Annotated in this window: 26 protein-coding genes and 2 tRNA genes; 8 read left to right on the top strand and 20 right to left on the bottom strand. The window is 69.4% G+C overall.

Annotation, left to right across the window (positions count from 1 at the left end; genetic code table 11):
• Window positions 1–45 precede the first annotated feature (45 nt).
• From leuD to JUB10_RS06275, 5 genes are all read right to left on the bottom strand, one after another.
• Window positions 46–642, bottom strand: a complete 597-nt coding sequence (gene leuD / locus JUB10_RS06295; RefSeq protein WP_207454806.1) for a 3-isopropylmalate dehydratase small subunit — start codon at window positions 640–642, stop codon at window positions 46–48.
• Window positions 642–2,114, bottom strand: coding sequence for a 3-isopropylmalate dehydratase large subunit (leuC, locus tag JUB10_RS06290; protein ID WP_207454805.1), 1,473 nt, complete (start codon window positions 2,112–2,114; stop codon window positions 642–644). The genes leuD and leuC overlap by 1 nt, the downstream gene beginning before the upstream one ends.
• Window positions 2,115–2,286: 172 nt before the next feature.
• Complete coding sequence (locus JUB10_RS06285) at window positions 2,287–3,321, bottom strand: TerC family protein (protein WP_207454804.1); 1,035 nt, start codon at window positions 3,319–3,321, stop codon at window positions 2,287–2,289.
• 299 nt (window positions 3,322–3,620) lie between these two features.
• Window positions 3,621–3,693 (bottom strand) — tRNA-Glu (locus JUB10_RS06280).
• Between the two features lie 65 nt (window positions 3,694–3,758).
• The gene (locus JUB10_RS06275; RefSeq protein ID WP_207454803.1) at window positions 3,759–4,658 is read right to left on the bottom strand and encodes a diacylglycerol/lipid kinase family protein; all 900 of its coding nucleotides are present in this window, start codon (window positions 4,656–4,658) and stop codon (window positions 3,759–3,761) included.
• Window positions 4,659–4,819: 161 nt separating this feature from the next.
• Between JUB10_RS06275 and JUB10_RS06270 the strand changes: the two genes are divergently transcribed.
• The 5 genes from JUB10_RS06270 to JUB10_RS06250 are packed head-to-tail and all read left to right on the top strand — an operon-like array spanning window position 4,820 to window position 9,409.
• On the top strand, window positions 4,820–6,109 hold the full coding sequence (locus JUB10_RS06270) for an ABC transporter substrate-binding protein (RefSeq protein WP_207454802.1): 1,290 nt from the start codon (window positions 4,820–4,822) through the stop codon (window positions 6,107–6,109).
• Window positions 6,106–7,050: a carbohydrate ABC transporter permease gene (locus JUB10_RS06265; RefSeq protein WP_207454801.1), complete on the top strand. Its 945-nt coding sequence runs from the start codon at window positions 6,106–6,108 to the stop codon at window positions 7,048–7,050. The genes JUB10_RS06270 and JUB10_RS06265 overlap by 4 nt, the downstream gene beginning before the upstream one ends.
• A gap of 9 nt (window positions 7,051–7,059) precedes the next feature.
• Window positions 7,060–7,947 (top strand): carbohydrate ABC transporter permease, encoded by an 888-nt coding sequence (locus tag JUB10_RS06260; RefSeq protein ID WP_307859116.1) that lies wholly within the window; start codon window positions 7,060–7,062, stop codon window positions 7,945–7,947.
• Window positions 7,944–8,738, top strand: coding sequence for a DeoR/GlpR family DNA-binding transcription regulator (locus tag JUB10_RS06255; protein WP_207454800.1), 795 nt, complete (start codon window positions 7,944–7,946; stop codon window positions 8,736–8,738). The genes JUB10_RS06260 and JUB10_RS06255 overlap by 4 nt, the downstream gene beginning before the upstream one ends.
• A 29-nt stretch (window positions 8,739–8,767) precedes the next feature.
• Entirely contained in the window at window positions 8,768–9,409 is a 642-nt protein-coding gene (locus tag JUB10_RS06250; protein WP_207454799.1) for an MBL fold metallo-hydrolase, read from the top strand.
• Between the two features lie 28 nt (window positions 9,410–9,437).
• Here JUB10_RS06250 and JUB10_RS06245 read toward each other — a convergent pair whose 3' ends face one another.
• The 4 genes from JUB10_RS06245 to JUB10_RS06230 form a co-directional block, all read right to left on the bottom strand.
• Window positions 9,438–9,809, bottom strand: coding sequence for a PH domain-containing protein (locus JUB10_RS06245; RefSeq protein ID WP_207454798.1), 372 nt, complete (start codon window positions 9,807–9,809; stop codon window positions 9,438–9,440).
• Between the two features lie 124 nt (window positions 9,810–9,933).
• Window positions 9,934–10,254 carry a DUF7882 family protein gene (locus tag JUB10_RS06240; RefSeq protein WP_242682171.1) on the bottom strand — a complete coding sequence of 107 codons (321 nt, stop codon included), beginning with the start codon at window positions 10,252–10,254 and terminating at the stop codon, window positions 9,934–9,936.
• 10 nt (window positions 10,255–10,264) lie between these two features.
• Window positions 10,265–10,585 (bottom strand): hypothetical protein, encoded by a 321-nt coding sequence (locus JUB10_RS06235; RefSeq protein ID WP_207454796.1) that lies wholly within the window; start codon window positions 10,583–10,585, stop codon window positions 10,265–10,267.
• Between the two features lie 131 nt (window positions 10,586–10,716).
• Window positions 10,717–10,788 (bottom strand) — tRNA-Gln (locus JUB10_RS06230).
• A gap of 138 nt (window positions 10,789–10,926) precedes the next feature.
• Here JUB10_RS06230 and JUB10_RS06225 point away from each other — a divergent pair.
• Window positions 10,927–11,865 carry a cytochrome b/b6 domain-containing protein gene (locus JUB10_RS06225; RefSeq protein WP_307859115.1) on the top strand — a complete coding sequence of 313 codons (939 nt, stop codon included), beginning with the start codon at window positions 10,927–10,929 and terminating at the stop codon, window positions 11,863–11,865.
• Window positions 11,866–11,874: 9 nt separating this feature from the next.
• On the opposite strand, the gene gltX is transcribed toward JUB10_RS06225, so the two are convergent.
• From gltX to JUB10_RS06205, 4 genes are all read right to left on the bottom strand, one after another.
• Complete coding sequence (gene gltX, locus JUB10_RS06220) at window positions 11,875–13,365, bottom strand: glutamate--tRNA ligase (protein WP_207454795.1); 1,491 nt, start codon at window positions 13,363–13,365, stop codon at window positions 11,875–11,877.
• Window positions 13,366–13,513: 148 nt separating this feature from the next.
• Window positions 13,514–14,266, bottom strand: a complete 753-nt coding sequence (locus tag JUB10_RS06215) for a fumarylacetoacetate hydrolase family protein (RefSeq protein ID WP_207454794.1) — start codon at window positions 14,264–14,266, stop codon at window positions 13,514–13,516.
• Complete coding sequence (locus tag JUB10_RS06210) at window positions 14,263–15,354, bottom strand: branched-chain amino acid aminotransferase (protein WP_207454793.1); 1,092 nt, start codon at window positions 15,352–15,354, stop codon at window positions 14,263–14,265. The genes JUB10_RS06215 and JUB10_RS06210 overlap by 4 nt, the downstream gene beginning before the upstream one ends.
• 11 nt (window positions 15,355–15,365) lie before the next feature.
• The gene (locus tag JUB10_RS06205; protein WP_207454792.1) at window positions 15,366–16,418 is read right to left on the bottom strand and encodes a 3-isopropylmalate dehydrogenase; all 1,053 of its coding nucleotides are present in this window, start codon (window positions 16,416–16,418) and stop codon (window positions 15,366–15,368) included.
• Window positions 16,419–16,520: 102 nt separating this feature from the next.
• Between JUB10_RS06205 and JUB10_RS06200 the strand changes: the two genes are divergently transcribed.
• Entirely contained in the window at window positions 16,521–16,769 is a 249-nt protein-coding gene (locus tag JUB10_RS06200) for a DUF6458 family protein (RefSeq protein WP_207454791.1), read from the top strand.
• A 148-nt stretch (window positions 16,770–16,917) separates the two neighbouring features.
• On the opposite strand, the gene serA is transcribed toward JUB10_RS06200, so the two are convergent.
• Window positions 16,918–18,510: a phosphoglycerate dehydrogenase gene (serA, locus tag JUB10_RS06195; RefSeq protein ID WP_207454790.1), complete on the bottom strand. Its 1,593-nt coding sequence runs from the start codon at window positions 18,508–18,510 to the stop codon at window positions 16,918–16,920.
• Window positions 18,511–18,735: 225 nt separating this feature from the next.
• Here serA and JUB10_RS06190 point away from each other — a divergent pair, with 225 nt between their 5' ends.
• Entirely contained in the window at window positions 18,736–19,185 is a 450-nt protein-coding gene (locus JUB10_RS06190; RefSeq protein ID WP_207454789.1) for an RbsD/FucU family protein, read from the top strand.
• A 35-nt stretch (window positions 19,186–19,220) separates the two neighbouring features.
• Here JUB10_RS06190 and JUB10_RS06185 read toward each other — a convergent pair whose 3' ends face one another.
• The 6 genes from JUB10_RS06185 to JUB10_RS06160 form a co-directional block, all read right to left on the bottom strand.
• Window positions 19,221–19,961: a triose-phosphate isomerase family protein gene (locus JUB10_RS06185; RefSeq protein ID WP_307859114.1), complete on the bottom strand. Its 741-nt coding sequence runs from the start codon at window positions 19,959–19,961 to the stop codon at window positions 19,221–19,223.
• Between the two features lie 23 nt (window positions 19,962–19,984).
• A complete protein-coding gene (locus JUB10_RS06180; protein WP_242682170.1) occupies window positions 19,985–20,857 on the bottom strand; it encodes a phosphogluconate dehydrogenase C-terminal domain-containing protein in 873 nt (290 codons plus the stop codon).
• Entirely contained in the window at window positions 20,850–21,653 is an 804-nt protein-coding gene (locus tag JUB10_RS06175) for a sugar phosphate isomerase/epimerase family protein (RefSeq protein ID WP_207454788.1), read from the bottom strand. The genes JUB10_RS06180 and JUB10_RS06175 overlap by 8 nt, the downstream gene beginning before the upstream one ends.
• 4 nt (window positions 21,654–21,657) lie before the next feature.
• Entirely contained in the window at window positions 21,658–22,119 is a 462-nt protein-coding gene (locus JUB10_RS06170) for a ribose-5-phosphate isomerase (protein ID WP_207454787.1), read from the bottom strand.
• 9 nt (window positions 22,120–22,128) lie between these two features.
• Window positions 22,129–23,862, bottom strand: coding sequence for a dihydroxyacetone kinase family protein (locus tag JUB10_RS06165; protein WP_207454786.1), 1,734 nt, complete (start codon window positions 23,860–23,862; stop codon window positions 22,129–22,131).
• Between the two features lie 69 nt (window positions 23,863–23,931).
• Window positions 23,932–25,317: an MFS transporter gene (locus tag JUB10_RS06160; protein WP_374191691.1), complete on the bottom strand. Its 1,386-nt coding sequence runs from the start codon at window positions 25,315–25,317 to the stop codon at window positions 23,932–23,934.
• Window positions 25,318–25,360: the final 43 nt, after the last annotated feature.

Below are 25,360 nucleotides of genomic sequence, written 5' to 3'. Positions count from 1 at the left end.
TCCGCGGTGCCGGCTTCGGCGAGGCGATCGAGTTCACAGGCAGTCCTATCTGACCGGGAGGGTCGTGGGGCGCCAGCCTTCGCGGCGGGCTTCGAATTCCGTGATGCGCGCTTCGTCGCGCAGGGTCAGACCGATGTCGTCGAGACCCTCGAGCAGCCGCCAGCGAGTGTAATCATCGATCTCGAACGAGACCGTGAGGTCGCCCGCCGTGGCGGTTAGTGCAACCAGATCGACCGTCATCTCCATTCCCGGGTTCGCGTCGAGCACGTCCCAGATCCGCTCGATGTCGCTCTCGGCGACGACGGCGGCGAGCAGACCCTGCTTACCGGAGTTCCCCCGGAAGATGTCGGCGAAACGTGCGCTCAGCACGACGCGGAAGCCGAAGTCGCGCAGAGCCCAGACGGCGTGCTCGCGGCTCGAGCCGGTGCCGAAGTCGGGTCCTGCCACGAGGATGCGGCCCTGGTCGAACGGCGGCCGGTTGAGGATGAACTCGGGGTCCTGGCGCCAGCCGTGGAAGAGGGCGTCGTCGAAGCCTGTCTTCGTCACGCGCTTGAGGAACTGCGCGGGGATGATCTGGTCGGTGTCGACGTTCGAGCGCTTGAGCGGCACGGCGACGCCGGTGACGGTGCTGAACTTCTCCATCAGGCGCTGACCTCCTCGGTGCGCGACGCGGCGGCATCCGTCTGGTCGTTCTCGAGATCCCAGGGGCTGGAGAGCGTGCCGCGGATCGCGGTCGCCGCGGCGACGAGCGGAGAGACCAGGTGGGTGCGGCCGCCCTTGCCCTGGCGCCCCTCGAAGTTGCGGTTCGAGGTCGAGGCGCAGCGCTCCCCCGGAGCCAGCTGGTCGGGGTTCATGCCGAGGCACATCGAGCAGCCGGCGAAACGCCACTCGGCACCGAACTCCTCGAACACCTTGTTCAGGCCCTCCGCCTCGGCCTCGAGACGCACGCGCGCGGAGCCCGGCACGACCATGACGCGCACGCCGTCGGCCTTCTTCTTGCCGCGGATGATCGACGCGAACGCGCGCAGGTCCTCGATGCGGCTGTTGGTGCAGGAGCCCATGAAGACCGCGTCGACCGGGATCTCCTTCATGGGGGTGCCGGCCTCGAGGTCCATGTACTCCAGGGCGCGCTCGGCGGCGGCGCGCTCGTTGGGGTCGATGATCGTGGTCGGGTCGGGCACGGTCTGGCTCAGCGAGACGCCCTGGCCCGGGTTGGTGCCCCACGTGACGAAGGGCTCGAGCTCGTTCGCGTCGATGAAGACCTCGGCGTCGAACACGGCGTCGTCGTCGGTCGCGAGGGTGTCCCAGTACTCGACGGCGGCGTCCCAGTCGGCGCCCTCGGGGGCGTGCGGCCGGCCCTTGAGGTAGTCGTAGGTGATCTGGTCGGGGGCGACCATGCCCGCGCGGGCGCCGGCCTCGATCGACATGTTGCAGATCGTCATCCGGCCCTCCATCGAGAGCGAGCGGATGGCGCTGCCGCGGTACTCGAGCACGTAGCCCTGGCCACCGCCGGTGCCGATCTTGGCGATGACGGCGAGGATGATGTCCTTCGCGGTGACCCCGGGCCGCAGCTCGCCCTCGACGGTGATCGCCATCGTCTTGAAGGGCTTGAGCGGCAGCGTCTGCGTGGCGAGCACGTGCTCGACCTCGCTCGTGCCGATGCCGAACGCCATCGCGCCGAACGCGCCGTGCGTGGAGGTGTGCGAGTCGCCGCAGACGACGGTGATGCCGGGCATCGTCAGGCCGAGCTGGGGCCCGACGACGTGCACGATGCCCTGTTCCTTGTCGCCGAGCGAGTGCAGGCGGATGCCGAATTCGGCGGCGTTCCTGCGCAGGGTCTCGATCTGGGTGCGGCTCGTCAGGTCGGCGATCGGCCGGTCGATGCCGATCGTCGGGGTGTTGTGGTCCTCGGTCGCGATCGTCAGATCGGGCCGGCGGACCGGGCGCCCCTCGGCGCGGAGGCCGTCGAACGCCTGCGGGCTCGTGACCTCGTGCACGAGGTGCAGGTCGATGTACAGCAGGTCGGGTGCGCCGTCCTCACCCTTGGCGACCAGGTGGTCGTCCCAGACCTTTTCTGCCAGGGTTCGGGGCCGTCGAGTCTCTTCGATGCTCATGGATGCAGTCCTTGTTCTAGATCTGTTGCGGCCCGCGTTGGACTCCGCGACGAGAGAGGCCTTGGATCAGGACTCGCCGCGGCGCGTAAGAAGTCGCCGATCGATCTGCATCCCCCGAGGGTAACATCCGGCCCCCGCGCGCGTAGGGCCGGATGTCACACGGCGGAGCAGGTCAGTCGCGGCTCTCGACGGTGACCGAGGACGTGTCGTCCGCGGCATCCACCTCGACCTTGCGGCCGTCGCGACGGAGCTTGATGAGGCTCGCGACCACGGCGACGGTCATCGCGGCGACGATGACCCCGAGCGAGGTCGTGGTGCCGATCTCGGGCGCCCACTCGATGTGGTGGCCACCGTTGATGAAGGGCAGCTCGTTCGTGTGCAGGGCGTGCGCGACGAGCTTGACGCCGATGAAGCCGAGGATGAACGCGATGCCGTACTTGAGGTACTCGAGCTTGTCGACGAGGTCGCCGAGCAGGAAGTACAGCTGGCGAAGACCCATCAGCGCGAAGACGTTGGCGGTGAACACGATGAAGGGGTCCTGCGTGATGCCGAAGATCGCGGGGATCGAGTCGATCGCGAACAGGAGGTCGGTCGTGCCGATCGCGATGAACACGACGAGGATCGGTGTGAAGGCCTTCTTGCCGTCGACCATGGTGCGGATCTTCGCGCCGTCGTAGTGGTCGGTGATGTGCACGCGGCGGCGGAGGAGGCGGATGAGCCCGCTCTCGCGCTGCTCGACGTCGTCATCGTGCGAGAACGCCTGCTTGATCGCCGTGTAGATGAGGAAGGCGCCGAAGAGGTAGAAGATCCAGCTGAACGACTCGATGAGCTGGGCGCCGAGCAGGATGAACGCGCCGCGGAACACGAGCGCGAGGATGATGCCCACCATGAGCACCTCCTGCTGGTACTTACGGGGCACCGAGAACTGGGCCATGATCAGCAGGAACACGAACAGGTTGTCGACGCTGAGGCTGTACTCGGTGAGCCAGCCCGCGACGAACTGACCCGCGTGCTCGGGCCCGGCGATGAAGAACATCAGCGCGGCGAAGGCGAGCGCGAGGAAGACGTAGAAGCCGACCCAGAGGCTCGACTCCTTGGTCGAGGGGATGTGCGGGCGGCGGTACACGATCACGAGATCGGTGATCAGGATGGCGGTGAGGCCGACGAACGCGGCGATCTCGAACCACAGGGGCAGGGCGAGTTCCAAGGAGGATCCTTCGTGGGGGTAGGCGGAAGACTCGAAAGTCTCTCCCACGCCTCGCACGGCGCCGCCACCCGAGGGCTCGACGACGAGGCCCGTACTGACCGGATGACGAAGACGGGATACTCCCCTTCGCGACCCCCGACTCTACCTCGCAGGAGATTCCGAGGCAGGGCTTGACACGGATCGGATGGCTCGGCGCGCCGGCATCCGCGGATCCGAGCAAGATCGGGGCGGGCGGCACCCGCCGCCGATCACGTCCGGGAAACAGAAAAGCGCCCGACCAGCGGGCGCTTTTCCTGTTGTGACCCCAGCGGGATTCGAACCCGCGTTACCGCCGTGAGAGGGCGGCGTACTAGGCCACTATACGATGGGGCCGAAGTGACAACTCGAAGAGTATGCCACACGTTTCGGGCGGCCTCCAAATCGAGCCGCCCCCGCCCTCACGCGAGCAGGCGGAGCGAGCGCGGCACGACCTCGACCTGGAGGGGCAGCGAGCCCATCCGCTCCCCGTCGGCCCAGGCGACGATGTCGTCGGACTCGATGCGCACGCGGCGAGCGCGGCGCACCGAGAACTTCGGGTGGGTCAGGTGGTCGCCCCGGTAGACCCGGGGGAAGGCCCGCACGAACTCCAGGCGCGAGCAGGGGGCGATCGTCACGACGTCGAGGAAACCGTCGTCCATCTCGGCCTGCGGGGCGACGTGCATGCCCGCGCCGAAGTGACTGCTGTTGGCGACGGCGACGAGCATCGCGTCGAACTCGAGGGTCTCGTCGTCGAGCTGCAGTCGGTAGTGCCGCGGCTTCAGCATCGCGAGCTCGACGAAGACGGCGATCGCGTAGCGGGAGCCGCCGGTCGGGTAGCGCAGCCGCTCGGCCCGTTCGTGCACGTAGGCGTCGAAGCCGGCGGAGAGGATCGTGCCGTACCGCCGCTCCCGTGGGCCGCCGTCGACCTGCACGGTGTCGATCACCCGCGGCGCCATCTGCAGCGAGACGAGCAGTTGGGCGAGGGTCGCGTCGAGGTCGCCGACCGGCAGCCCGAGCGATCTGATCAGGTCGTTGCCGGATCCGGTGGGCACGATGCCCACGACGGTCTCCGTGCCGGCGGCCGCGTTGATCCCGAGGTGCACGGTGCCGTCACCGCCGACCAGCACGAGTGCGTCCGCGCCGGCGAGGACCTGCGCCCGCAGCGCCTCTTCGAGCCCGTCCGCGTCCGGGGCGTCGACCACGACGACGTCGTGTCCGTCGGCGCGCAGAGCGTCGATCGTGCGCGCTCCTGCGCGGACTGCCGCGCCGGAGCCCGCCCGGGGATTCGCGGCGACGACGACGCGCTTGCGGTGGGGCACGCTGGGGACCCTACCGCGGCGGCGGAGAGCAGGGAAACCACCACAAGTGAGCAGAAACGATCAGAACCGGGCATCCGCTGGAAAGCCTTGAAATCCTCCTCCCTGCGCCCTCGAATGGGGAGCAGAGGCGTGCACGAGCGCCACCTGCGGAAGGGACCCCCATGGACCTCACGAGACGACAGCTTCTGGGCACCGCGGGGGTCTTCTCCGCGTCCGCCCTGCTCGCCGGCTGCGCCGGCTTCAGCCGCCCCGACTCGGGCGGCGGCGAGGGTGGCGCCGACCTCACCTTCACGACGTGGGCCTCGGAGAGCGAGGAGGTGGTGTTCCGCTCCCTCGTCGACCGCTTCCAGGAGGCGAACGGCGTCACCGTGAACCTCAACGTCGTCCCGTACGAGCAGATCTTCCGCAACATCGACGCTCAGCTGCAGTCGGGCACCGCGCCCGACGTGTTCCGCGTCGACTACGGCAACCTCGGCGTCTACTCCAGCCAGGAGCAGCTCCTCGACCTCTCCGACCTCGTCGACAACGGGAACGACTTCATCCCCGCGTTCTGGCAGGCGGTGCAGTTCGACGGCACCCCCTTCGGGGTGCCGCACCAGACCGACGTGTCCGCGATCGTCTACAACGTCGCCGCGTTCCAGGCGGCGGGCATCACGAGCGTGCCCGACAGCCTCGAGAGCGCGTGGACGTGGGACGAGTTCTCCGGGGTGCTCGCGCAGCTGCGCGGCTCGCTCCCGCCCGAGCAGTACCCCTTCGTCTACAACTGGCAGCTCGGCGGCGCGCCGCGCTGGCTGAGCTTCCTCTTCGCCGCGGGCGGCCGCTTCGTCGAGGACGACCTCGTCACGCCGGCGATCGACTCCGACGCGGGTCGCCGCGCGCTCGACTACACGAAGGGGTTCTTCGAGCAGTCGTGGGTGCCCGCGAACAGCGCGGTGAAGTCGTCGACCTACGCCGACGCGGTGTTCCTGGCCGAGACCGCCGTCATGGCATCCGCCGGCAGCTTCGTCGTGCCCGGCCTCGACGCCGCGGGATTCGAGTGGGCGACCACCTACCTCCCCCGCGACCAGCGCGGCGCGACCGACCTCGGCGGCAACGCGCTCGTGGCCACCGCCGGCACGGCGAACCCCGACCTCGCCGCCGAGTTCCTTCGCTTCATGGTCGAGCAGGAGGCGATGGCGGAGTTCTGCGCCGCGACCAACGAGCTGCCGACGCTGACGAGCCTCGTCGACACAGAGCTCGACTACGCCGTGCGGCCCGACGTGATGCCCGTCTTCGTGCAGCAGGCGACGACGCTCGAGGAGTCGGATGTCGCGCAGCTGACGATCCCCGGAATGGCCTCGGTCACCACCGCGCTGCAGGACCAGCTCGACCTCGCGTTCACGAGCGGTCAGTCCACCGAGCAGACGCTCGCGAACCTCTCCGACGCGATCGGGCAGGCGACCGGCGCGTGACGGCGGACACCCGCTCCCTTAGTCGCCCCCTCGCCGGGCGCTCCCCCGCCCCGCGCACGGGCGGGCGGAGCGCCCGGCTGCAGGAGGCGCTCGCGGGCTACAGCTTCGCCGCGCCGAACCTGGTGCTCATCGGACTGTTCCTGCTCTACCCCGTCGTCTCGGCGGTCCTCATCAGCCTCCGCGACGCCCGCGGCTTCGGCGACGGCGACTTCATCGGCCTCGGCAACTACGCCCGGCTGCTGTCGGATGCCGCGTTCTGGCAGTCGACCGCCAACACCGTGCTGTTCACGGCGATCACCGTCCCGCTGTCGATGGCGCTCGGGCTCGGGCTCGCGGTGCTCATGAACTCCGTGCTGCCGGCCCGCGGTCTCTTCCGCACGATCATCGTGCTGCCGATGGTCGTGTCAGGCGTCGCGACCGCTCTGGTCGGGGTGCTGATCTTCGACGAGGGCACCGGCATCCTCAACAAGCTGCTGCGAGCGATCGGCGGCCCGGCGCTGTCGTGGCAGTCGGGTGGCGCCGAGGCGTTCGCCTCGGTCGTGATCATCACGCTCTGGGTGCGTGTCGGCTTCAACATGGTGATCTACCTCGCGGGGCTCCAGGGGGTCTCCCCCGAGCTGTACGAGTCGGCGCGTCTCGACGGCGCGAACGCGTGGCAGCAGTTCCGCAACGTCACGCTCCCGCTCGTGGGCCCGTCGACCTTCTTCCTGCTGGTGATGAACGTCATCTACTCGTTCCAGGTGTTCGACATCATCTTCGTGATGACCGGCGGCGGCCCCGGCTACTCGACCTCCGTGCTCGTCACGTACGCGTACCAGAACGGCTTCGTGACGCGCGAGCAGGGCTACGCCGCGGCCCTCGGCATCGTGCTGCTGATCATCACGCTCGTGTTCACCGCCCTGTACTGGAGGGCGAGCCGTGCCCGTGACCTCACCGACTAGGAGGACGCCGTGACGACCGCTCCCCCGCTCGCCGTCGCTGCCGAGGCGCGGCAGATCCCGCAGCGCCGCGCCGGCCGGCGCCGTGGCCGCGGCGCGTACGCACTGCGGGTCGTGCTGGCCGTGGTCGCGGCCGGGCTGCTGCTGTTCCCGCTCTACTGGATGGTCGTCGTGGCGTTCTCGCCGCGGGCGGAGCTCTTCTCACGTGAGCTGCGCCTCTGGCCCTCGACGTTCACGCTCGACAACTTCACGCGGATCTTCACCGAGTACCCGGTCGTGACGTGGCTCGGCAACTCCGTCGTCATCACCGTCTTCGTGACGGTGCTGACGGTCGTGCTCAACCTGATGGCCGGGTACGCGTTCGCCCGTCTGCGCTTCCGCGGGCGCAACGTCATCCTGCTGCTGGCGCTGTCGACCCTGATGCTGCCGGTGCAGGTGATCATGGTGTCGCAGTTCCAGCTGGTCACCCGCCTCGGCATCTACGGCACCTACTGGGCGGTGATCCTGCCGTCGGCCGCGACCGCGTTCGGCATCTTCCTGTCGCGGCAGTTCATCATCGGCATCCCGCAGGAGATCATCGAGGCCGCGCGAGTGGACGGCGCCGGCCACGTGCGGGTGTTCCTCAAGATCGTGCTTCCGCTGTGCAAGCCGCTCATCGCCGTGCTCATCCTGCTCACCGCGATGTCGACGTGGAACGACTTCGCGTGGCCGCTCATCGCGCTGAAGGAGAACTACCTCTTCACGCTGCCGATCGGACTGCTGTTCCTGCGCGGGCAGTACACGGTCGACTTCAACATGATCATGGCGATGGCCCTGCTCGCGACGCTGCCGATGGTGCTGCTGTTCCTCGTCTTCCAGCGCTACTTCGTGCAGGGCTTCACCCGGAGCGGCATCAAGTGAGCAGGGTCGCCGGCGACGCCGAGCACGTCCCCGCGGGCATGGTGCCACGGCAGCGCGAGCTCGTCGGGTACCTCCGCACGCACGGAGCGGCGGATGTCACCGAGCTCGCCCGCACCCTCGGGGTGAGCGCCTCCACGGTGCGCCGCGACCTCGACGAGCTGCACGCCCGTGGGCTGATCGAGCGCCACCACGGCGGCGCCTCGGCGACGGGGTCGGACATGCTGCTCACCTGGCCCGCCCGCTCCGCCTCCCGGGCCGAGGAGAAGCAGCGGATCGGACGGGTGGCCGCCGGGCTGGTGCCCGAGGGCTCGACGATCCTCGTCACGGGCGGCACCACGACCGAGGCGATGCTTCCCCACCTCGCCCAGCACCGCGCGCTGACGGTGGTGACGAACAGCTTCGTCGTCGCCAACCGCCTCGCCCACGCCGAGCACGTCGAGCTCGTGGTGCTCGGGGGCGTGCTGCGGCGCCGGGAGATGACGACGCTCGGGCACCTCACCGTGGCCGCCCTCGCCGAGCTGTGCATCGACCAGGTCTTCACCGGCGCCTACGCGATCGACGCGGAGGGTGGCGTCAGCCGCACCAACCTGACCGAGATCCAGACCGACAGGGCGCTGCTCGCCGCCGGGCGGCGGCTCGTGGTGCTCGCGGACGGCAGCAAGTTCGGCCGCCCGGCATCCGCACGCCTGGCATCCGTCGATCAGCTCGCAACGGTCGTGACGGATGTCTCGGCGCCGCCCTCCCAGCTGGCGCGGCTGCGCGAGCGCGGCGTCGAGATCGTCATGGCCTAGCCTGCGGCACCCGTGGGTACTGTCGGTTCATGAGGCTCACCAAGTTCGAACACTCGGCGATGCTGCTCGAGCAGACCGGCGCGCGGCTGTTCATCGATCCGGGCAACTTCACGACCCCGATCACCGAGGCGGTCGAGGTCGTCGCCGTCGTGATCACGCACGAGCACCCCGACCACTGGACGCCGGAGCAGTTGCGCCGCATCATCGCGCAGAGCCCGGAGGCGCGGATCCTCGGCCCGGCCGGGGTCGCCGCCGCGGCCGCGCCGGAGTTCGAGGTCGAGGTCGTCTCGCCCGGCGACAGCGTCGAGGTCGGGCCGTTCACGCTGCGCTTCTTCGGCGGGCGGCACGCGGTGATCCACTCCTCGATCCCCGTCATCGACAACGTGGGCGTGCTCGTCAACGACGGGCTGTTCTACCCCGGCGACTCGTTCACCGTTCCGGAGGGCGTCGAGGTCGACACCCTCGCGGTACCGGCGGGCGCACCGTGGCTGAAGATCGGCGAGGTCATGGACTACCTCGCCGAGGTCAAGCCGCGCCGGAGCTTCCCCGCGCACGAGATGACACTCTCGGTCAACGGGAAGAACATCCACTACGACCGGATCAGGACCGTCACGGAGCAGGGCGGCGGCACGTTCTACCCGCTGGAGCCGGCGGAGTCGCTCGACTTCTAGTCCGCTGCGCGACCCCGCCTGGCCTGGTTCAGCGCGAGGTCAGCACCGCGTGTGCGATCAGCTGGTCGATGCGCCGGATGTCGGCTCCCCTGCCGACCTTGATCTTGATCCGCCCGGCACGCGTCCACATCTCGAGCTCGGCGTTCATGTCGAGCGTGCCCGCGTTCTCCGACGACCACATGTTGATCGTCGAGTACGGCAGGGAGTAGATCTCGACCTTCTTGCCGGTGAGCCCCTGCGCGTCCCGCACAATGAGCCGCTTACTGGTGAAGATCGCGCTGTCCCGGAAGGTCTTGAAGGCCGTCCAGGCGGTCTCCCCTTCGATGAGCAGCGCGGACACGTCGTCCGGAACGGGAACCTCCTGAACGAAGGTCCACTCGGTGATCGCAGCCGTTTCCATCGTCATCCTCTCGTCGGCCGCACTGTGGCAGCCGAAGGGGGACGCTATCCAGTGACGGCGTGAAGAGGGCCGCAGCCACGGGCGCGTCGTGAAGCGCTGCGCCGCGCCTCGCCCGAGGGCGGCGTCAGTACGGCTGGTTGCTGCCGACGGAGTAGGCGAGCGAGCCGTCCTCGTTCGTCACGATGAGGCCGGTCGCGCTCTCGGCGCTCGCACTCAACTGCGCGAGCCACTTCTGGCTGATGGCGGGCAACCGCGAGCCGGCGAACTTGAACGAGAGCTCGCAGCCGGGGTGCAGCCAGATCGAGCTCCGCCCGTTGCCCACGGCGACGTCGTCGCGCCAGGACATCGCGAAGCTCTGGTTGCGGCGGAACTGCTGAATGATCACGATGTGCAGGTGCGCGAGCACCCGGTCGTCGAAATGCACCCGCGAGCCGTTGTAGGTCAATGTCCCCACGTCAGTCGGTGCCGGCGGCGAAACCCTCGCTCAGGGCCTCGAGGTCGGGAGTGCGGTAGCCGTCCAGCTTCTCCCGCATGTACGCGACGACGGCGTCGTTGTCGGGTTCCGGCAGGGTCGAGTTCGTGCTCTGGACGACGAACACGCTGCCGCTGTTCAGCAGGAACGAGGCGGTCACCTCTTCGCCGTCGATTCCCACGGCGTTCAGCTGGACGCTGTCCGCCGAGTTCAGCTTTCCCAGCAGCGCCGCGTACTCGATCAACGTGTCGGCCGCCTCGTCACCCACGAGCAGCGACTTCTCGGCCACCGAAATGTGTTTCACGGTCAGAAAGAGTAGGCGTGAGGAATACTCGCCCCGGGGGACTTCCCCGTCGTCATCTTTTATGCAAGCGCGAGCGCGCCGAACGCGGAGCCTGAATGGAAAAAGCCCCGTCGAAACGGGGCTTCTCGAAGCTGGGGTACCTGGACTCGAACCAAGAACAACTGAACCAGAATCAGCCGTGTTGCCAATTACACCATACCCCAAGGGGCTTCCAGCCGAGGCCGGAACCGAGGGACAACGATACCGCATCCGAAGGGGTGCTCGTGACCGCGCCGTCATCCGTACGCCCGACGACCGCTCCACGACGGCCGCCTCGCGCGCACGTCAGTAGGCTGGAGGCCGTGCCTCAGCCGACCGTCCGACTCCGGCGATCGCTCCTCTGGCTCGTGCCCTCGGCCGTCGTGCTGCTCGTCGTGGCGGTCCTCCTCGCCCGTGCCGTTCGCGCCGACGCCGCCTTCGCCGGGTTCTTCTCCGCCTACCCCGGCGAGCTGCCGCCGCCGGAGGGAATGCCCGTCGGCATCCCGCCCTGGCTCAACTGGGCGCACTTCCTCAACTCGTTCTTCCTGCTGTTCATCGTGACCTCGGGACTGCGCATCCGGTCGAAGGAGCGCCCTCCGGCCTTCTGGACCCGCGACCCCGCGCGTTTTCCCCGTCTCTCGGGCAGCCCGAAGCGGCTCAGCATCCACACCTGGTGGCATCTCGTCGTCGACACCCTGTTCGTGCTGAACGGCCTCGCCTACCTCGTGCTCCTGTTCGCGACCGGACAGTGGCTGCGGATCGCGCCCCTGAGCTGGGAGGTCGTGCCCAACGCCCTGTCGGCGGGCATCCAGTACCTCTCGCTCGACTGGCCGGTGCACGACGGCTGGGTGAACTACAACAGCCTGCAGCAGCTGTCGTACTTCGCCACGGTGTTCGTCGCCGGGCCGCTCGCACTGCTCACGGGCCTCCGCCTCTCCCCCGCCTGGCCCGCGAAGTGGACCCGCCCGAACGGCGTACTCGGCGACCGCGCCGCCCGCCTCGCGCACAACGGGGTGCTCTGGTACTACATCGCGTTCACGGTCGTGCACGTGTTCCTCGTGCTCACGACGGGCGCTCGGCACAACCTCAACACCATGTACGCCTCGAACGACGGCGACGGATGGCTCGGGGTCGTGATGTTCCTGCTCTCGCTCGCCGTGATCGCGGGCGCGTGGTGGTTCCTCCGGCAGCGCATCACGGCGCTCGCGAAGCGCACGGGAAACGTGCGCGAGATGCCCGCGCTCCGGCAGCCGAAGGGCTGACGCGGGCGGCTAGAGCTCGCTCTCGAGCCGCGCGATGCGGGCGAGCGACGAGGTCATCCCGAGGATCTCCATCGACTCGAAGAGCGGCGGGCTCACACGGCGGCCGCTCACGGCGGTGCGCACGGGACCGAACGCGACGCGCGGCTTCAGTCCGAGGTCCTCGACGAGGGCCTTGCGCAGGGCTGCCTCGATGTTCTCGGCGTTCCACTCGACGACTGGCTCGAGGGCCGTGACGGAGGCCGCGAGCACGGTCTTCGCGTCCGCGGCGAGCGCCTTCAGGGCGTCCTCGTCGTAGGTGAGGTCGAGGTCGTCGGTGAAGAGGAACGCGAGCATGCCGCGCGCCTCGCCGAGCAGGCCGATGCGCTCCTGGATGAGCGGCGCGGCCTTGGTGAGGCGCACCTCCTCCTCCGGGTCGAGCGGGTCGCTGACGAGTCCGTCGAGGTAGGGCAGCAGGCGCTGGGCGAAGTCGGCGGGATCGAGCCGGCGGACGTGGTCGCCGTTAATCGCTTCGGCCTTCTTCAGGTCGAAGCGGGCGGGGTTGGGGTTCACGTCGACGACGTCGAACGCGGCGACCATCTCGTCGGTGGTGAAGACGTCGCGGTCGTGGCTGAGCGACCAGCCGAGCAGCGCGAGGTAGTTGACGAGCCCCTCGGGCACGAAGCCGCGGTCGCGGTGGTGGAAGAGATTCGACTCGGGGTCGCGCTTGGAGAGCTTCTTGTTGCCCTCCCCCATCACGTACGGCAGGTGCCCGAAGCGCGGGATCACGTCGGTGACGCCGATCTCGATCAGCGCCGTGTAGAGCGCGATCTGACGTGGGGTCGACGAGAGCAGGTCCTCGCCGCGCAGCACGTGCGTGATGCCCATCAGCGCGTCGTCGACCGGGTTCACGAACGTGTACAGCGGAGCGCCGTTCGGTCGCACCACCACGAAGTCGGTGAACGAGCCAGCGGGGAACGTGATCGGACCGCGCACGAGGTCGTCGAAGCTGAGGTCGGTGTCGGGCACCCGCAGCCGCAGCGCCGGCTGGCGCCCCTCGGCGCGGAACGCCTCGCGCTCGGCATCCGTCAGGTCGCGCTCGAAGTTGTCGTAGCCCTGCTTCGGGTCGCGGCCGTTGGCGATGTTCCGGGCCTCGATCTCCTCCGCCGTCGCGAAGGACTCGTAGAGGTGCCCGGATGCCTTGAGCCGCTCGATCATGTCGAGGTAGATCTCCCCGCGCTGCGACTGCCGGTACGGGCCGTGCGGGCCGCCGACGTCGATGCCCTCGTCCCAGTCGATGTGCAGCCAGCGCAGGCCGTCGAGGATCTGCTGGTAGCTCTCCTCGCTGTCGCGCGCGGCGTCGGTGTCCTCGATGCGGAACACGAGCTTGCCGCCGGTGTGCCGGGCGTAGGCCCAGTTGAACAGGGCCGTGCGGATGAGCCCGACGTGCGGGGTGCCGGTCGGCGAGGGGCAGAAACGCACGCGCACGTCGGCGCCGCTGGCGGTGGAGAAGGGAGCAGACATCGGCACCGATTCTAGTGAGCGGGGATGGAGGGGCCGGTGCCGCCAAAAGCGGGCGCGAGGGTCTCGATACGCGCCGCTGCGCTCCGCCACTCGACCGTCGGCTGAGGCACGGCGCCGCTCGACCGCCGAGTGCGGCGCCGCTGCCCGGCTACGGGCGGGCGATCGCGGGGTTGCGAAGGACGCCGATGCCCGCGACCTCGACCTCGACGCTCTGGCCGGACTCGATCACGCGGTTGCCGCCAGGGGTGCCGGTCAGGATCACGTCGCCGGGCAGCAGCGTCCAGATGGTGCTCGCGAAGGCGACGAGCTCGGCCGCCGAGTGGATCAGCTGCGAGGTGTTGCCCGTCTGCCGCTCCTCCCCGTCGACGCGGCCGACGAGGTCGACGTCCTCCGGGTCGAGATCGGTCTCGATGAAGGGTCCGAGCGGGGTGAAGGTGTCGTACCCCTTCGCCTGCGGTACGCGGTCCTTCATCAGCTCGATGGCGGTCACGTCGTTCGCGGCCGTGTAGCCGAAGACGTAGTCGAGCGCGTTGCCCACGTTGACCTGCTTGGCGATGCGGCCGATGACGACGGCGAGCTCAGCCTCGATCCAGATCGGGCCGACGCCCGGGGGCAGCACGATCGGGTCGCCGGGGCCGATGACCGACGTGTTCGGCTTGAGGAAGAGGAACGGGTCGCCCGTGGCATCCGTCGGCTCGCCGTAGTTGTACGCGGCGCCGACGACCTTGGAGCGGGGCAGCACCGGCGAGAGCAGCTTCGCCTCCGAGAGCGGCACGCGGTCGCCGGTCGTGTCGTAGCCAGCGAACATGGGGTCGCCGGTCAGGACGACGAGCTCCTGCTCGTCCTCGTCGAGCACGCCGAAGCGCAGGACGCCGTCATGGCTGAAACGGGCGATCTTCATGCGTCGAGCCTCGTCATCCAGCCGTGCGGGTCGGCGATGCGGCCGTACTGGATGTCGGTGAGCTCCTTGCGGAGCGACATCGTGAGCTCGCCGGCTTCGGCATCCGCGGAGCCGATCTCGAAGTCCTCGCCCTTGAGCAGCGCGATGGGGGTGATCACGGCGGCGGTGCCGCACGCGAAGGCCTCGACGATGTCGCCGGATGCGGCCCCCTCGCGCCACTCCTGCAGCGAGATCGGCCGGCGCTCCACGCGGTGGCCGCGGTCCTCGGCGAGCTGCAGCACGCTGTCGCGCGTGATGCCCTCGAGGATCGACTCCGAGGCCGGGGTGAGCAGCGTGCCGTCCTTCTTCACGAGCACGATGTTCATTCCGCCGAGCTCCTCGAGGAACCCGTCGGAGAGGAACAGCACCTGGTCGCAGCCCTGCTCGTAGGCCTCCGCCTGCGGCAGCAGGCTCGCGGCGTAGTTGCCGCCGGTCTTCGCCGCGCCCGTGCCGCCCTTGCCCGCGCGGTTGTAGTTCGTCGACAGCCAGATCTTCACCGGCTTCACGCCGCCTGCGAAGTACGAGCCCGCGGGGCTCGCGATGACGTAGTAGCCGACCTTCTGCGCCGCGCGCACGCCGAGGAACACCTCGGTCGCGATCATGAACGGCCTGAGGTAGAGGCTCGTGTCGGGGGCCGAGGGCACCCACTCGCCGTCCACGCGGATGAGTTGCTTGAGCGACTCGACGAAATCCTCGACCGAGAGCTCCGGCAGCGCCATGCGGCGGGCGGAGCGCTGCAGGCGGGCGCCGTTGGCCTCGGGACGGAAGCTCCAGATCGAGCCGTCGGCGTGCCGGTAGGCCTTGAGCCCCTCGAAAATCTCCTGCGCGTAATGCAGCACGGATGCCGCGGGGTCGAGCGACAGCGGACCGTACGGCACGACGGCGGCGTCGTGCCAGCCGCCCTCGAGCGTCCACTCGATCTGGACCATGTGGTCGGTGAAGTGCTTGCCGAAGCCGGGGTTGGCGAGGATCGCCTCGCGCTCGGCCTCGGCGCGCGCCGCCGGGGAGGGGGTGTGGGAGAAGGTGAGCGGGAAGGCGGTGCTCGTCATGGGGTGTCCTTCTAGTTCGTGAGGGCCGCGGTGATGGCGGCGCCGATCTCGGCCGTCGTCCGGGTCTGCCCGGCGCGGGCGGCGAGGTCGGCGGCGACTGCGCGGGTGACGGAGGCCGAGGCATCCGTCAGGCCGAGGTGATCGAGCAGCAGGGCGATCGAGAGGATCGCGGCGGTGGGGTCTGCCTTCTGCTGGCCGGCGATGTCGGGAGCGGAGCCGTGCACCGGCTCGAACATCGAGGGGAAGCGGCCGTCGGGATTGATGTTGCCCGAGGCGCCGAGACCGATGCCGCCGCCGATCGCGGCCGCCAGGTCGGTGAGGATGTCGCCGAAGAGGTTGTCGGTGACGATCGTGTCGAACCTACCAGGATCGGTGACCAGGAAGATCGTCGCGGCGTCGACGTGCAGGTAGTCGACCGAGACGTCGGGGAACTCGGCGGCGACGCGGTCGACGGTGCGCTGCCAGAGCCCGCCGGCAAAGGTGAGCACGTTCGTCTTGTGCACGAGGGTCAGCTTCTTGCGGGCACGCTTCGACGCGGTCTCGAACGCGAAGCGCACGACCCGCTCGATTCCGAACGCGGTGTTGACGCTGACCTCGTTGGCGACCTCCTCGGGCGTGCCGACGCGGATGGCGCCGCCGTTGCCGACGTAGGGGCCCTCCGTCCCCTCGCGCACGACGACGAAGTCGACGTCGCCGGGCGCGGCGAGCGGGGAGCCGACACCGTCGAACAGGCGGGTCGGGCGGAGGTTCACGTAGTGGTCGAGGGCGAAGCGCAGGCGCAGCAGCAGGCCGCGCTCGATGAGGCCGCCGGCGAGGCGGGGATCGCGCGGGTCGCCGCCGACCGCGCCGAGCAGGATCGCGTCGTGCTGCTTGATGGCCTCGAGCTCCTCGTCGGGCAGGATCTGCCCCGTCTCGAGGTAGCGGCCCGCGCCCAGCAGGTACTCGGTCGCGTCGATCGTGACGTCATCGGGGACGGCCGCGCGCAGCACGCCCATGGCCTCCCGGATGACCTCGGGCCCGATGCCGTCGCCCGAGATCACGGCGAGGCTGATCGTGCGTGGCATCCGTTCTCCGTCCTGGAATGTCGAGGGCACCAGCGTATCGCCGCGGCCGATGCTGAGTGTCCGCCGAATGCGCGCTGGAGAACTAGGAGTAACGTGCCGAACATGAGCATCGGCTTCGGAATCTTCCTGATCGCCCTCGGCGCGATCCTCACCTACGCCCTCAACGTCGAGGTGTCGTGGGCGGACCTCGACACCATCGGCATCATCCTCATGATCGCCGGCGCGCTCGTCACGATCCTCGGCATCATCCTCGTGCTCCGCCGCCGCAGCGCGGTGAGCGAGACCCGCACGGGCTACGACGCCAACGGCAACCGCATCACCCGCCGCAGCTCGGACGTCGACCCGCTCTGAGCATCGGCGCCGCCGGCGTGCGCAGTTGTTCGCGAGCTGCGCGGTAACTGCTGCGCATCCGGCGAACAGCTGCGCATCCTGATCGCGGTGCAGCGGGAACGAGAAAGGGCACGGTCCTCACGGACCGTGCCCTTCGTCGTCTCTGGGCTCAGTCGAGCTCGACGTCGATCTCGCGCATGAGCGAGGCCTGGATGCTCGCGCGCACCGTCTCGAGCACGTGGTCGGGCACCGGGGAGTCGACGGTCAGCACGCTGAGCGCCTGGCCGCCCGCGGTGCGCCGGGCGATCTGCATGCCCGCGATGTTGATGCCGGCCTCGCCGAACTCCTTGCCGTACACCGCGACGATGCCCGGGCGGTCGGTGTAGACCATGACGATCAGGTGCTCGGCGAGCGGCACCTCGACGTCGTAGCCGTTGATGCCGACGATCTTCTCGACCTGCTTCGGGCCGGTCAGCGTGCCGGAGACCGAGATCTGGCTGCCGTCGGAGAGGGCGCCGCTGATGGTGAGCAGGTTGCGGTACTCGTCGCTCGAGGCATCCGTCAGCAGGCGCACCTCGACGCCGCGCTGCTCGGCGATCAGCGGGGCGTTGACGTAGCTGACCTGCTCGTCGACGATCCGCGAGAAGATGCCCTTGAGCGCCGCGAGCTTGAGCACGCTGACGTCGTACTGCTGCAGCTCGCCGCGCACCTCGACGTCGATCGAGACGAGCGGGCTGTCGGCGAGGCCGGCGAAGACCTGGCCGAGCTTCTCGATGAGCGGGATGCCGGGGCGCACGTACTCGTCGATGACGCCGCCCGCGACGTTGACCGCGTCGGGCACGAGCTCGCCCGAGAGGGCGAGGCGCACGGAGCGGGCGACGGCGATGCCGGCCTTCTCCTGGGCCTCCTCGGTCGAGGCGCCGAGATGCGGCGTGAGCTGGATGTTCGGCAGGCCGAGCAGCGGCGAGTCGGTCGGCGGCTCCTTGGTGAAGACGTCGAGACCGGCACCCGCGATGCGGCCGGTGGAGAGCGCGTCGAAGAGCGCCTGCTCGTCGATGATCCCGCCGCGGCTGGCGTTGACGATGCGGAGAGTCGGCTTGGCCTTGGCGAACTCGTCGGCGCCGATGAGGCCGGTCGTCTCCGGGGTCTTGGGGATGTGGATCGTAATGAAGTCCGACTGCTCCATCACCTCGTCGAGGCTCGCCAGGGTGACGCCGAGCTGCTGGGCGCGCGCCGGCGAGACGTAGGGGTCGTAGCCGATGATGCGGGCGTCGAAGCCCGACAGGCGCTGGGCGACGAGGGCGCCGATGCGGCCGAGGCCGACGATGCCGATCGTCTTGTCGTAGAGCTCGACGCCCGTGAACTTGGAGCGCTTCCACTCCCCCGCCTTCAGCGAGGCGTTGGCGTCGGGGATGAAGCGTGCGAGGCTCAGCAGGTGGCCGATCGCGAGCTCGGCGGCGCTGACGATGTTCGACGTCGGCGCGTTGACGACCATGACACCGGCTGCGGTCGCGGCCTTGACGTCGACGTTGTCGAGGCCGACGCCGGCGCGGGCGATGACCTTGAGGGTCTTCGTCGCCGCGATCGCCTCCGCATCCATCTTGGTCGCGGAGCGGATGAGCACGGCGTCCGCTCCGTCGAGCGCGGACAGCAGCGCCGCGCGGTCGGTGCCGTCGACGTTGCGCACGTCGAAGTCGGGGCCGAGAGCCTCGACGGTGGCCGGGGACAGTTCTTCTGCGATCAGCACGATCGGCTTTGCCACGGGATGTTCCTCTGCTGGGCCGGCGGGTCTGGCCGGACGCGGTCCGGCCGTAAAAACCCTAGTGCAGGCGGAGCAGAGGCTCGGCGGCATCCGTTCGCCCGACGTAACACGAGGTGGGGTCGACCGCGCCGACGGGCGTGCTGCGCACCGTTACTATCGCGACGGGCTGATCGCCCGGACTCGACGACGAGGATGCGGGCTGCGCCCGCGGGAGGAGGAGGACGCATGCTCAAGGGCATCGATCCGTTGCTCGGAGGCGCGCTGCTGCACCTGCTCGACGACATGGGACACGGCGACCAGTTGCTGGTCGTGGACCGCAACTTCCCGGCCGTGGCGACCGGCAAGCCGGTCGTGCGTCTGGGAGAGGCGACGATGTCGCGCGCGATCGGCGCGATCCTCAGCGTCTTCCCGCTCGACGTGTTCCTCGAGACACCGCTCGAGCGCATGGAGGTGGACGGCGATCCCGCGCGGACGACGGCCGAGCAGGACGCCGTGCTCGAGCTCGCGCGGGCCTCTCATCCGAAACCTCTCGAGTGGGGCGTGATCCCCCGCCTCAACTTCTACGAGCGCGCGAAGGGCGCCTTCGCCGTCGTGCACGTGCTCGATCCGGCGCCCTGGGGCTGTTTCGTGCTGCACAAGGGCGTCGTGTTCCCGGATGACGCCGAGGCGCCCTGACCTCTGAGTCAGACCCGGCGCGAGGCGCCGCCGACCTAGGCGGCGGCCGCCTCGGCCAGGATCTGCGCGAACGCGGCCGGATCGTGCGCGAAGCGACCGAGGAAGAGCCCGTCGACTTCGTCGCCGAGCCTTCCGAACAGGCCCGGCTTCGCGCTGCCGCCGTAGATCACGGAGCTGCCCGCGAAGGCCGGTCGGGCGGCGACGTGCTCCTTGAGCCGGGCGCACACGGCGCGGATGTGGTCGGTGCCCGCCGGTTCCGCTGCCCCGATCGCCCAGACGGGCTCGTAGGCGACGACGATCCGGCCGCCGTGGCCGCTCTGCTCGGCGGTCCGCACCGCGCTGTCGAACTGCGCGATCGTCTCGCGCGCCGCTTCCTCGGGATCGCCGTCCTGCAGCTCGCCGAGGCACAGCACGGGGGCGAGGCCGTTGCGCAGGGCGGCATCCGTCTTGCGGGCGACGACCTCGTCGGTCTCGCCGAAGAGGCGGCGCCGCTCCGCGTGCCCAACCTCGACGAGTCGCGTGCCGATCTCGGCGAGTTCGGCACCGCTGACCTCGCCGGTGAACGCTCCTGCGTCGTCGGTCGCGAGGTCCTGCGCCGCCAGAGCCACGCCGGAGCCGGCGAGCACGTCGCGCGCGGGCACGAGCGCGGGGAAGGTGGGGGCGACGAACACCTCGACGGTGCCGTCGCCGACGGCCGGGGTGGAGCGCGCGGCCGCGGCGACCGCGGCGCACCACTCCAGCGTCCTGGCGTGGCTGAAGTACATCTTCAGGCTCACGCCGACGATGCGGCTGGACGTGCTCAGCGCGTGATCCCACCTTCGAGCTTGAGCATGCGGCCGATCACGTAGTCGAGCTGGTCGTCGGAGAAGATCTTCTTCCAGTCGTCACGCACGATCGACTCGCGTCCGTAGTCCATCGCGATGTGGCACGCGTCGGAGAACGGGTTGGAACCGCGCAGACCGTTGGTGAGTGCGATCCAGGTGTGGCCGTAGAGCATCGCGCGAGCGGCCTCGTAGGGAACGCCCACGCCGTTGACGGTCTCGTCGAGCGCCTCCTTGAGGAACTCACCGACCATGCACGCGATCGTCTCGACGAGCGTCGGCTCGAGCACGGCGAGCTGCTTCACGGTGACCCAGTGCACCTTGATCACGGGCGAGTACATCGTGGCGATGACGGTCTCGGCGATCGCCCGGACCTCGTCGTCGCCCTCCTCGAGGGCGGCGACGACCTCCTGGGGCGCGGCGATGCCGCCGAAGGTGTCGGCCCACTCCTCGGGGGTGGTGCGCTCGAGGAACACGGAGGGGTGGCAGGGGTGCGCCACGGCGTAGTGGATGTCGTCGCGTCGTGCCAGCAGCCCGGCGTAGGCCGCGGCGGGGTCGAGGGTCAGCACGATCGACCCGGTCTTCATGTCGGGCACGACCGTCTCGGAGACGGCGCCGAGCACGACATCCGGCACGGCGAGGATCACGACGTCGGCGTCCTTGATCGCGTCGGCCGTCTCGGTGATCTCACGCCCAGCCTCGCGCACGCGCTCCTGGCCCGCGGGCGAGGCCTCGCTGTAGAACACGGTGTGATCGGTCTTCGCGAGGTTGTTGGACACGCGCATGCCCATCTTCCCGCCGGCGCCGATCACGGCGATCGTGAGGGTTCCCGTCGACACGAGGTCAGTCATTGTTCTTGCTCCTTAGGTATTCGAGTGTTGCGGTGGTCCACTCGCGCTCGAGGCGAGCGGTGGTCTCGTAGTCGTCGGTCCACGGAAGCCAGTGCTCGACGACCTGGCTCAGCCCGCGCGCCTTGGCGTCCGTCCTGTCCAGCAGGCGGTCGTAGTCGAGCAGGCCCGTGCCCATCTCCGTCCCGGCGAGGGTGAATCCCACCCAGCCGCCGCGACGCGAGAAGGCGAAGTCCTTGCTGTGGATGTTGACGGTCAAGGGGCCGGCACGATCGATGACGTCGTTCGGGTGCTCGAGCCCCGCGACGCCGTTCGCCGGATCGAGACAGATCCCCAGGTGCTCGCTGCCCACCCGTTCGACGAGCGCGACGAGGTCGGCCGAGGGGATCTGCTCGTACGTCTCGAGCGCGAGGGTCACCCCGCGCTGCGAGTAGGCGGGCAGGATCTCCTCGCGCAGCAGACGCTCGGCCTCGTCGAGGGACGGCCGGAAGTCGGGCGAGAACACCATGCTGCGCACGAGGGTCACGCCGAGCGGCTCGGCCAGCTCCAGGTAGCGCAGCAGGTGATCCGGCCGCAGGCCCTTGGTGCCGAGCTCGAGCACGATGCCGAGTTCGTCGGCGACGGTCTTCAACTGCTCGAGCTCAGGCCGGGTGCGCCCCTCGATCTGCGGGTAGTCGCAGATCTGGAAGACCTCCGCGCCCTCCTCCGCCGTGTCGCGGAGCATCGCCTCGAGCGTCATCGGCTCGGGGGCCCGCTCCGACCATCGCCAGAAGTAGGCGTAGGTGCTCGTGCCGATCACGTCGTCAGACGCCCTCGTACGCGCAGATCTCCTGCACCTTGTCGTTCGAGGCGCTCGACTTGTCGAAGGTGTACGTCAGCCACTCCTTGGCGAGGCGACGCGCCAGCTCGAGCCCGACGACCCGCTGCCCCATGCACAGCACCTGCGCGTCGTTCGACAGGATCGACCGCTCCACCGAGAAGCTGTCGTGAGCGGTGACGGCGCGGATGCCCTTGACCTTGTTCGCCGCGATCGCGACGCCGAGCCCGGTGCCGCAGATGAGGATGGCGCGATCGGCCTCGCCGCGGGCGACGATCTCCGCCGCGGCGGTCGCCACCGCCGGGTAGTTGGTGTGGCTGTCGGCGTCGACACCGACGTCGACCACGGAGACGACGGCCCCGTTGGCCTCGAGGTCGGCCTTGATTCGTTCCTTGTACTCGTAGCCCGCGTCGTCGCTTCCGACGACGAGGCGCAGTCCCTCAGCCATGGTTCTCCTTCAGTTCGAGGTCTCGAGGACGCCGGCGATCGCCAGCGTGATCAGTGCGAGCGAGTGGGCGCCGGCATCCGGCGTTCCGAGGCTCTTCTCCGCGTGCGGGCGTGCACGCCCACGCTTGGGCAGCAGGTCGGCGGTGGCCGCGGCCGCGACCTTCGCCTGCTCGGCGGCGTCACGCCATGCCGCACGCAGGCCCTTGCCGGACTGCACTCCCGCGGCCAGTGCGTCGGCGAAGGGCTGCAGGACGTCGACCATCGTCTTGTCGCCCAGCTCGGCCTTACCGACGTCGACGACGGCGCGAGCTCCGGAGGTGACACCGGCGGCGACGGAGGCCGCATCCGGGGCGGAGTCGTCGCCGAGCTCGTCGCCGACGCTTCGCAGGATGAGGCCCCAGAGCGCCCCGGAGGTGCCGCCGGCGCGGTCCGCCCATGCGTCGCCCGCCTTGAGCAGCACGGTGCCGGCACCGGCACCCCGTGACGCTGCAGCGACGGCCGCGTCGACGGCCGCGGCGCTGCCGCGCTGCATCCCGATGCCGTGGTCGCCGTCGCCCGCGACGGCGTCGATCCGGCCGAGTTCTTCGACGTTCTCGTCGATGGTTCCGCTGAGCGCCCGGAGGACGTCGACCACCAGGGCCGCCGCGGCCCGCGACTGCTCGGAGGCCTCGGGCACCGTCTCGTCGGCTGCGGCCTCGGCGCGCGACTCGCTCTCGTCCATGACCTCGACGGCACCCACCGAGCCCTTGCGGTAGGCGGGGGAATCGGCGGGGGCGGCCCAGAGCCGCTCGAGCTCGTCGTCGAGCCAGAACAGGGTGAGCGAAGCGCCCGCCATGTCGAAGCTCGTCACGAGCTCGCCGACCTCGGGCTCGACGACCGTGAGACCCGCCTGCTCGAGCAGCTGCGCGACCCGGCGGTAGACGACGAAGAGCTCCTCGTACTTGACCGAGCCGAGTCCGTTGAGGATTACGGCGACGCGGCTGCCCTCGACCCGGTCGACCGCGGGCGGGACCTCGCCGAGGAGCTTGGCGACGAACAGCTCGGCGAGCTCGTCGGCCGTGGGGACGTCCGTCTCGCTGATGCCCGGCTCGCCGTGGATACCCATGCCGACCGCCATGCGGCCCTCCGGCACGTCGAACAGATCGTGGTCGGCGCCCGGCAGCCGGCATCCGGAGAACGCCACCCCGAACGAACGGGTGCGGTCGTTCGCCTTGGCGGCGATGCGGACGACCTCGTCGAAGTCCGCTCCCGCCTCGGCTGCCGCCCCTGCCACCTTGAAGACGCACAGGTCGCCCGCGATGCCGCGGCGCTTCTCGATCTCGTCGATCCCCGCACTCGAGATGTCGTCGGTGACGACGACGGTGGCGGTGCGGACGCCTTCGGCGCTCAGCCGCTCCTGCGCCTGACCGAACTGGAGCACGTCACCGGCGTAGTTGCCGTAGGTGAGGAGCACTCCCCCGCCGCGCTCGGCCGCGCTTGCGACGGAGTAGACCTGCTGCGAGCTCGGCGAGGCGAAGAGGTTGCCCATCGCCGCTCCCGACGCCAGTCCGGGGCCGACCAGGCCGCCGAACGCGGGATAGTGACCGGAGCCGCCGCCGACGACGACGGCGACCTGGTTCTCGGCGGTGCGGGTGCTTCGGACGACGCCGCCCTGCACCCGCCTCACATAGGCGCGGTTGGCGGCGACGAAGCCATCGATCATCTCGTCGGCGAACGCCGAGGGGTCGTTGTACAGGCGGGTCATCTTCGGTCTCCTGTCACTGGATGGGTGGATGCCGCGGCGGTGGAATGTGCCACCGCCGCGGCAGGGTCGTCAGGCCGCGGGGACCGTCTCGGCCTGAGGCGTGTCGGCGGAGGTGTTCACGCGACCCTTGGCAGCGAGGAGCGCCATGAGGATCGCCGAGAGGCCCATGAAGCCGCCGACGATGATCATCGGGACGACGTACTGGGGCTCGCCGTTCACCGCGGTGGCGTCGGCGACCGCTCCCGAGATGTACGGCGCCGAGAACCCGGCGAGGTTGCCGATCGTGTTGATCAGCGCGACCCCCGCCGCGGCCGCCGCGCCGGTGAGGAACTGGGTCGGCAGGGTCCAGAAGTTCGGCAGGGCCGAGAAGATCGCCATCGCGGTCAGCGCGACGAGCGCGATCGTGAGCGCGGGCGAGTTCGCGAAGAGCGCGAGCGGGATGGTCACGGCGCCGACCACGGCGGGGATGACGATGTGCCACGTCCGCAGCCCCCGGCGCGACACGTCACGCGACCAGAGCCACAGGGCGATGGCGGCGGGAACGTACGGCACGGCGGTGATGAGACCGCGCTGGATGATGTCGAACTCGGTGCCGAAGGTCTCCTGGAACCCGCCGATGATCGTCGGGAGGAAGAAGGCGAGGGCGTAGAGGCCGTAGATGAAGCCGAAGTAGATGAACGACAGCATCCAGACCCGGCCGCTTCCGAACGCTTGGCGGAGGCCGCTGTGTCCCTTGGTGTTCTGCGACTCGGTTCGCGCACGCTCGACCTCGAGCTCCCCGACGAGCCAGGCGCGCTCCTCCTCGGTCAGCCACTTGGCGTCCTTCGGGCTGTCCTTGAGGTAGAACCAGGCGATGATGCCCACCACGATGGCCGGGATCGCGACCCCGAAGAACATGAAGCGCCAGCCGGCGAGCCCGAAGACGCCGTCCTGCTGGATCAGCCAGCTCGCGAGCGGGGCGCCGATCACGGTGGTCAGGGGCTGCGCCAGGTAGAAGAGCGCGAGGATCTTGCTGCGGTGACGCGCGGGCACCCAGAGGCTGAGGAAGAGGATCGCCCCCGGGAAGAAGCCGGCCTCGGCGACACCGAGCAGGAAGCGGAGGATCGCGAGCTGCTCGAAGTTCTGCACCCAGGTGAACAGCAGCGCGACGACGCCCCAGGTCACCATGATCCGGGCGAGCCAGCGACGAGCACCGAAGCGGTGCAGGGCGAGGTTGCTCGGGACCTCGAGCAGGATGTAGCCGATGAAGAAGACGCCCGACGCGAACCCGAACTGAGCGGCCGAGAGCGCGAGGTCCTCGTTCATCCCGTTCGGCGAGGCGAATCCGATCGCGGTGCGGTCGAGGTAGTTGATGAAGAACATCAGCGCCACGAACGGCACCAGACGGATCGAGATCTTCTTGATGGCGGATCTCTCGATCCCGCTCACGCTCCTTCGAGCGTTTTCCAGGTCCACGTTGACTCCTTCAGGCCTGTACGTCGTTGTGCAGCCGCTGTCG

This window comes from Desertivibrio insolitus (assembly GCF_017355965.1).
In the GTDB taxonomy this organism is placed as follows: Bacteria; Actinomycetota; Actinomycetes; order Actinomycetales; family Microbacteriaceae; genus JAFIQW01.
The sequence above is the reverse complement of the archived record's forward strand: the minus strand, read 5'-3'. Positions and strand labels throughout refer to the sequence as shown.

What these genes read in the sequence shown, in the direction of transcription:
- leuD (WP_207454806.1), bottom strand. Translation starts at nt 642, where the DNA reads ATGGAGAAGTTCAGCACCGTCACCGGCGTCGCCGTGCCGCTCAAGCGC.
- leuC (WP_207454805.1), bottom strand. Translation starts at nt 2,114, where the DNA reads ATGAGCATCGAAGAGACTCGACGGCCCCGAACCCTGGCAGAAAAGGTC.
- JUB10_RS06270 (WP_207454802.1), top strand. Translation starts at nt 4,820, where the DNA reads ATGGACCTCACGAGACGACAGCTTCTGGGCACCGCGGGGGTCTTCTCC.
- JUB10_RS06250 (WP_207454799.1), top strand. Translation starts at nt 8,768, where the DNA reads ATGAGGCTCACCAAGTTCGAACACTCGGCGATGCTGCTCGAGCAGACC.
- JUB10_RS06245 (WP_207454798.1), bottom strand. Translation starts at nt 9,809, where the DNA reads ATGGAAACGGCTGCGATCACCGAGTGGACCTTCGTTCAGGAGGTTCCC.
- gltX (WP_207454795.1), bottom strand. Translation starts at nt 13,365, where the DNA reads ATGTCTGCTCCCTTCTCCACCGCCAGCGGCGCCGACGTGCGCGTGCGT.
- JUB10_RS06215 (WP_207454794.1), bottom strand. Translation starts at nt 14,266, where the DNA reads ATGAAGATCGCCCGTTTCAGCCATGACGGCGTCCTGCGCTTCGGCGTG.
- JUB10_RS06210 (WP_207454793.1), bottom strand. Translation starts at nt 15,354, where the DNA reads ATGACGAGCACCGCCTTCCCGCTCACCTTCTCCCACACCCCCTCCCCG.
- JUB10_RS06205 (WP_207454792.1), bottom strand. Translation starts at nt 16,418, where the DNA reads ATGCCACGCACGATCAGCCTCGCCGTGATCTCGGGCGACGGCATCGGG.
- JUB10_RS06200 (WP_207454791.1), top strand. Translation starts at nt 16,521, where the DNA reads ATGAGCATCGGCTTCGGAATCTTCCTGATCGCCCTCGGCGCGATCCTC.
- JUB10_RS06190 (WP_207454789.1), top strand. Translation starts at nt 18,736, where the DNA reads ATGCTCAAGGGCATCGATCCGTTGCTCGGAGGCGCGCTGCTGCACCTG.
- JUB10_RS06180 (WP_242682170.1), bottom strand. Translation starts at nt 20,857, where the DNA reads ATGACTGACCTCGTGTCGACGGGAACCCTCACGATCGCCGTGATCGGC.
- JUB10_RS06170 (WP_207454787.1), bottom strand. Translation starts at nt 22,119, where the DNA reads ATGGCTGAGGGACTGCGCCTCGTCGTCGGAAGCGACGACGCGGGCTAC.
- JUB10_RS06165 (WP_207454786.1), bottom strand. Translation starts at nt 23,862, where the DNA reads ATGACCCGCCTGTACAACGACCCCTCGGCGTTCGCCGACGAGATGATC.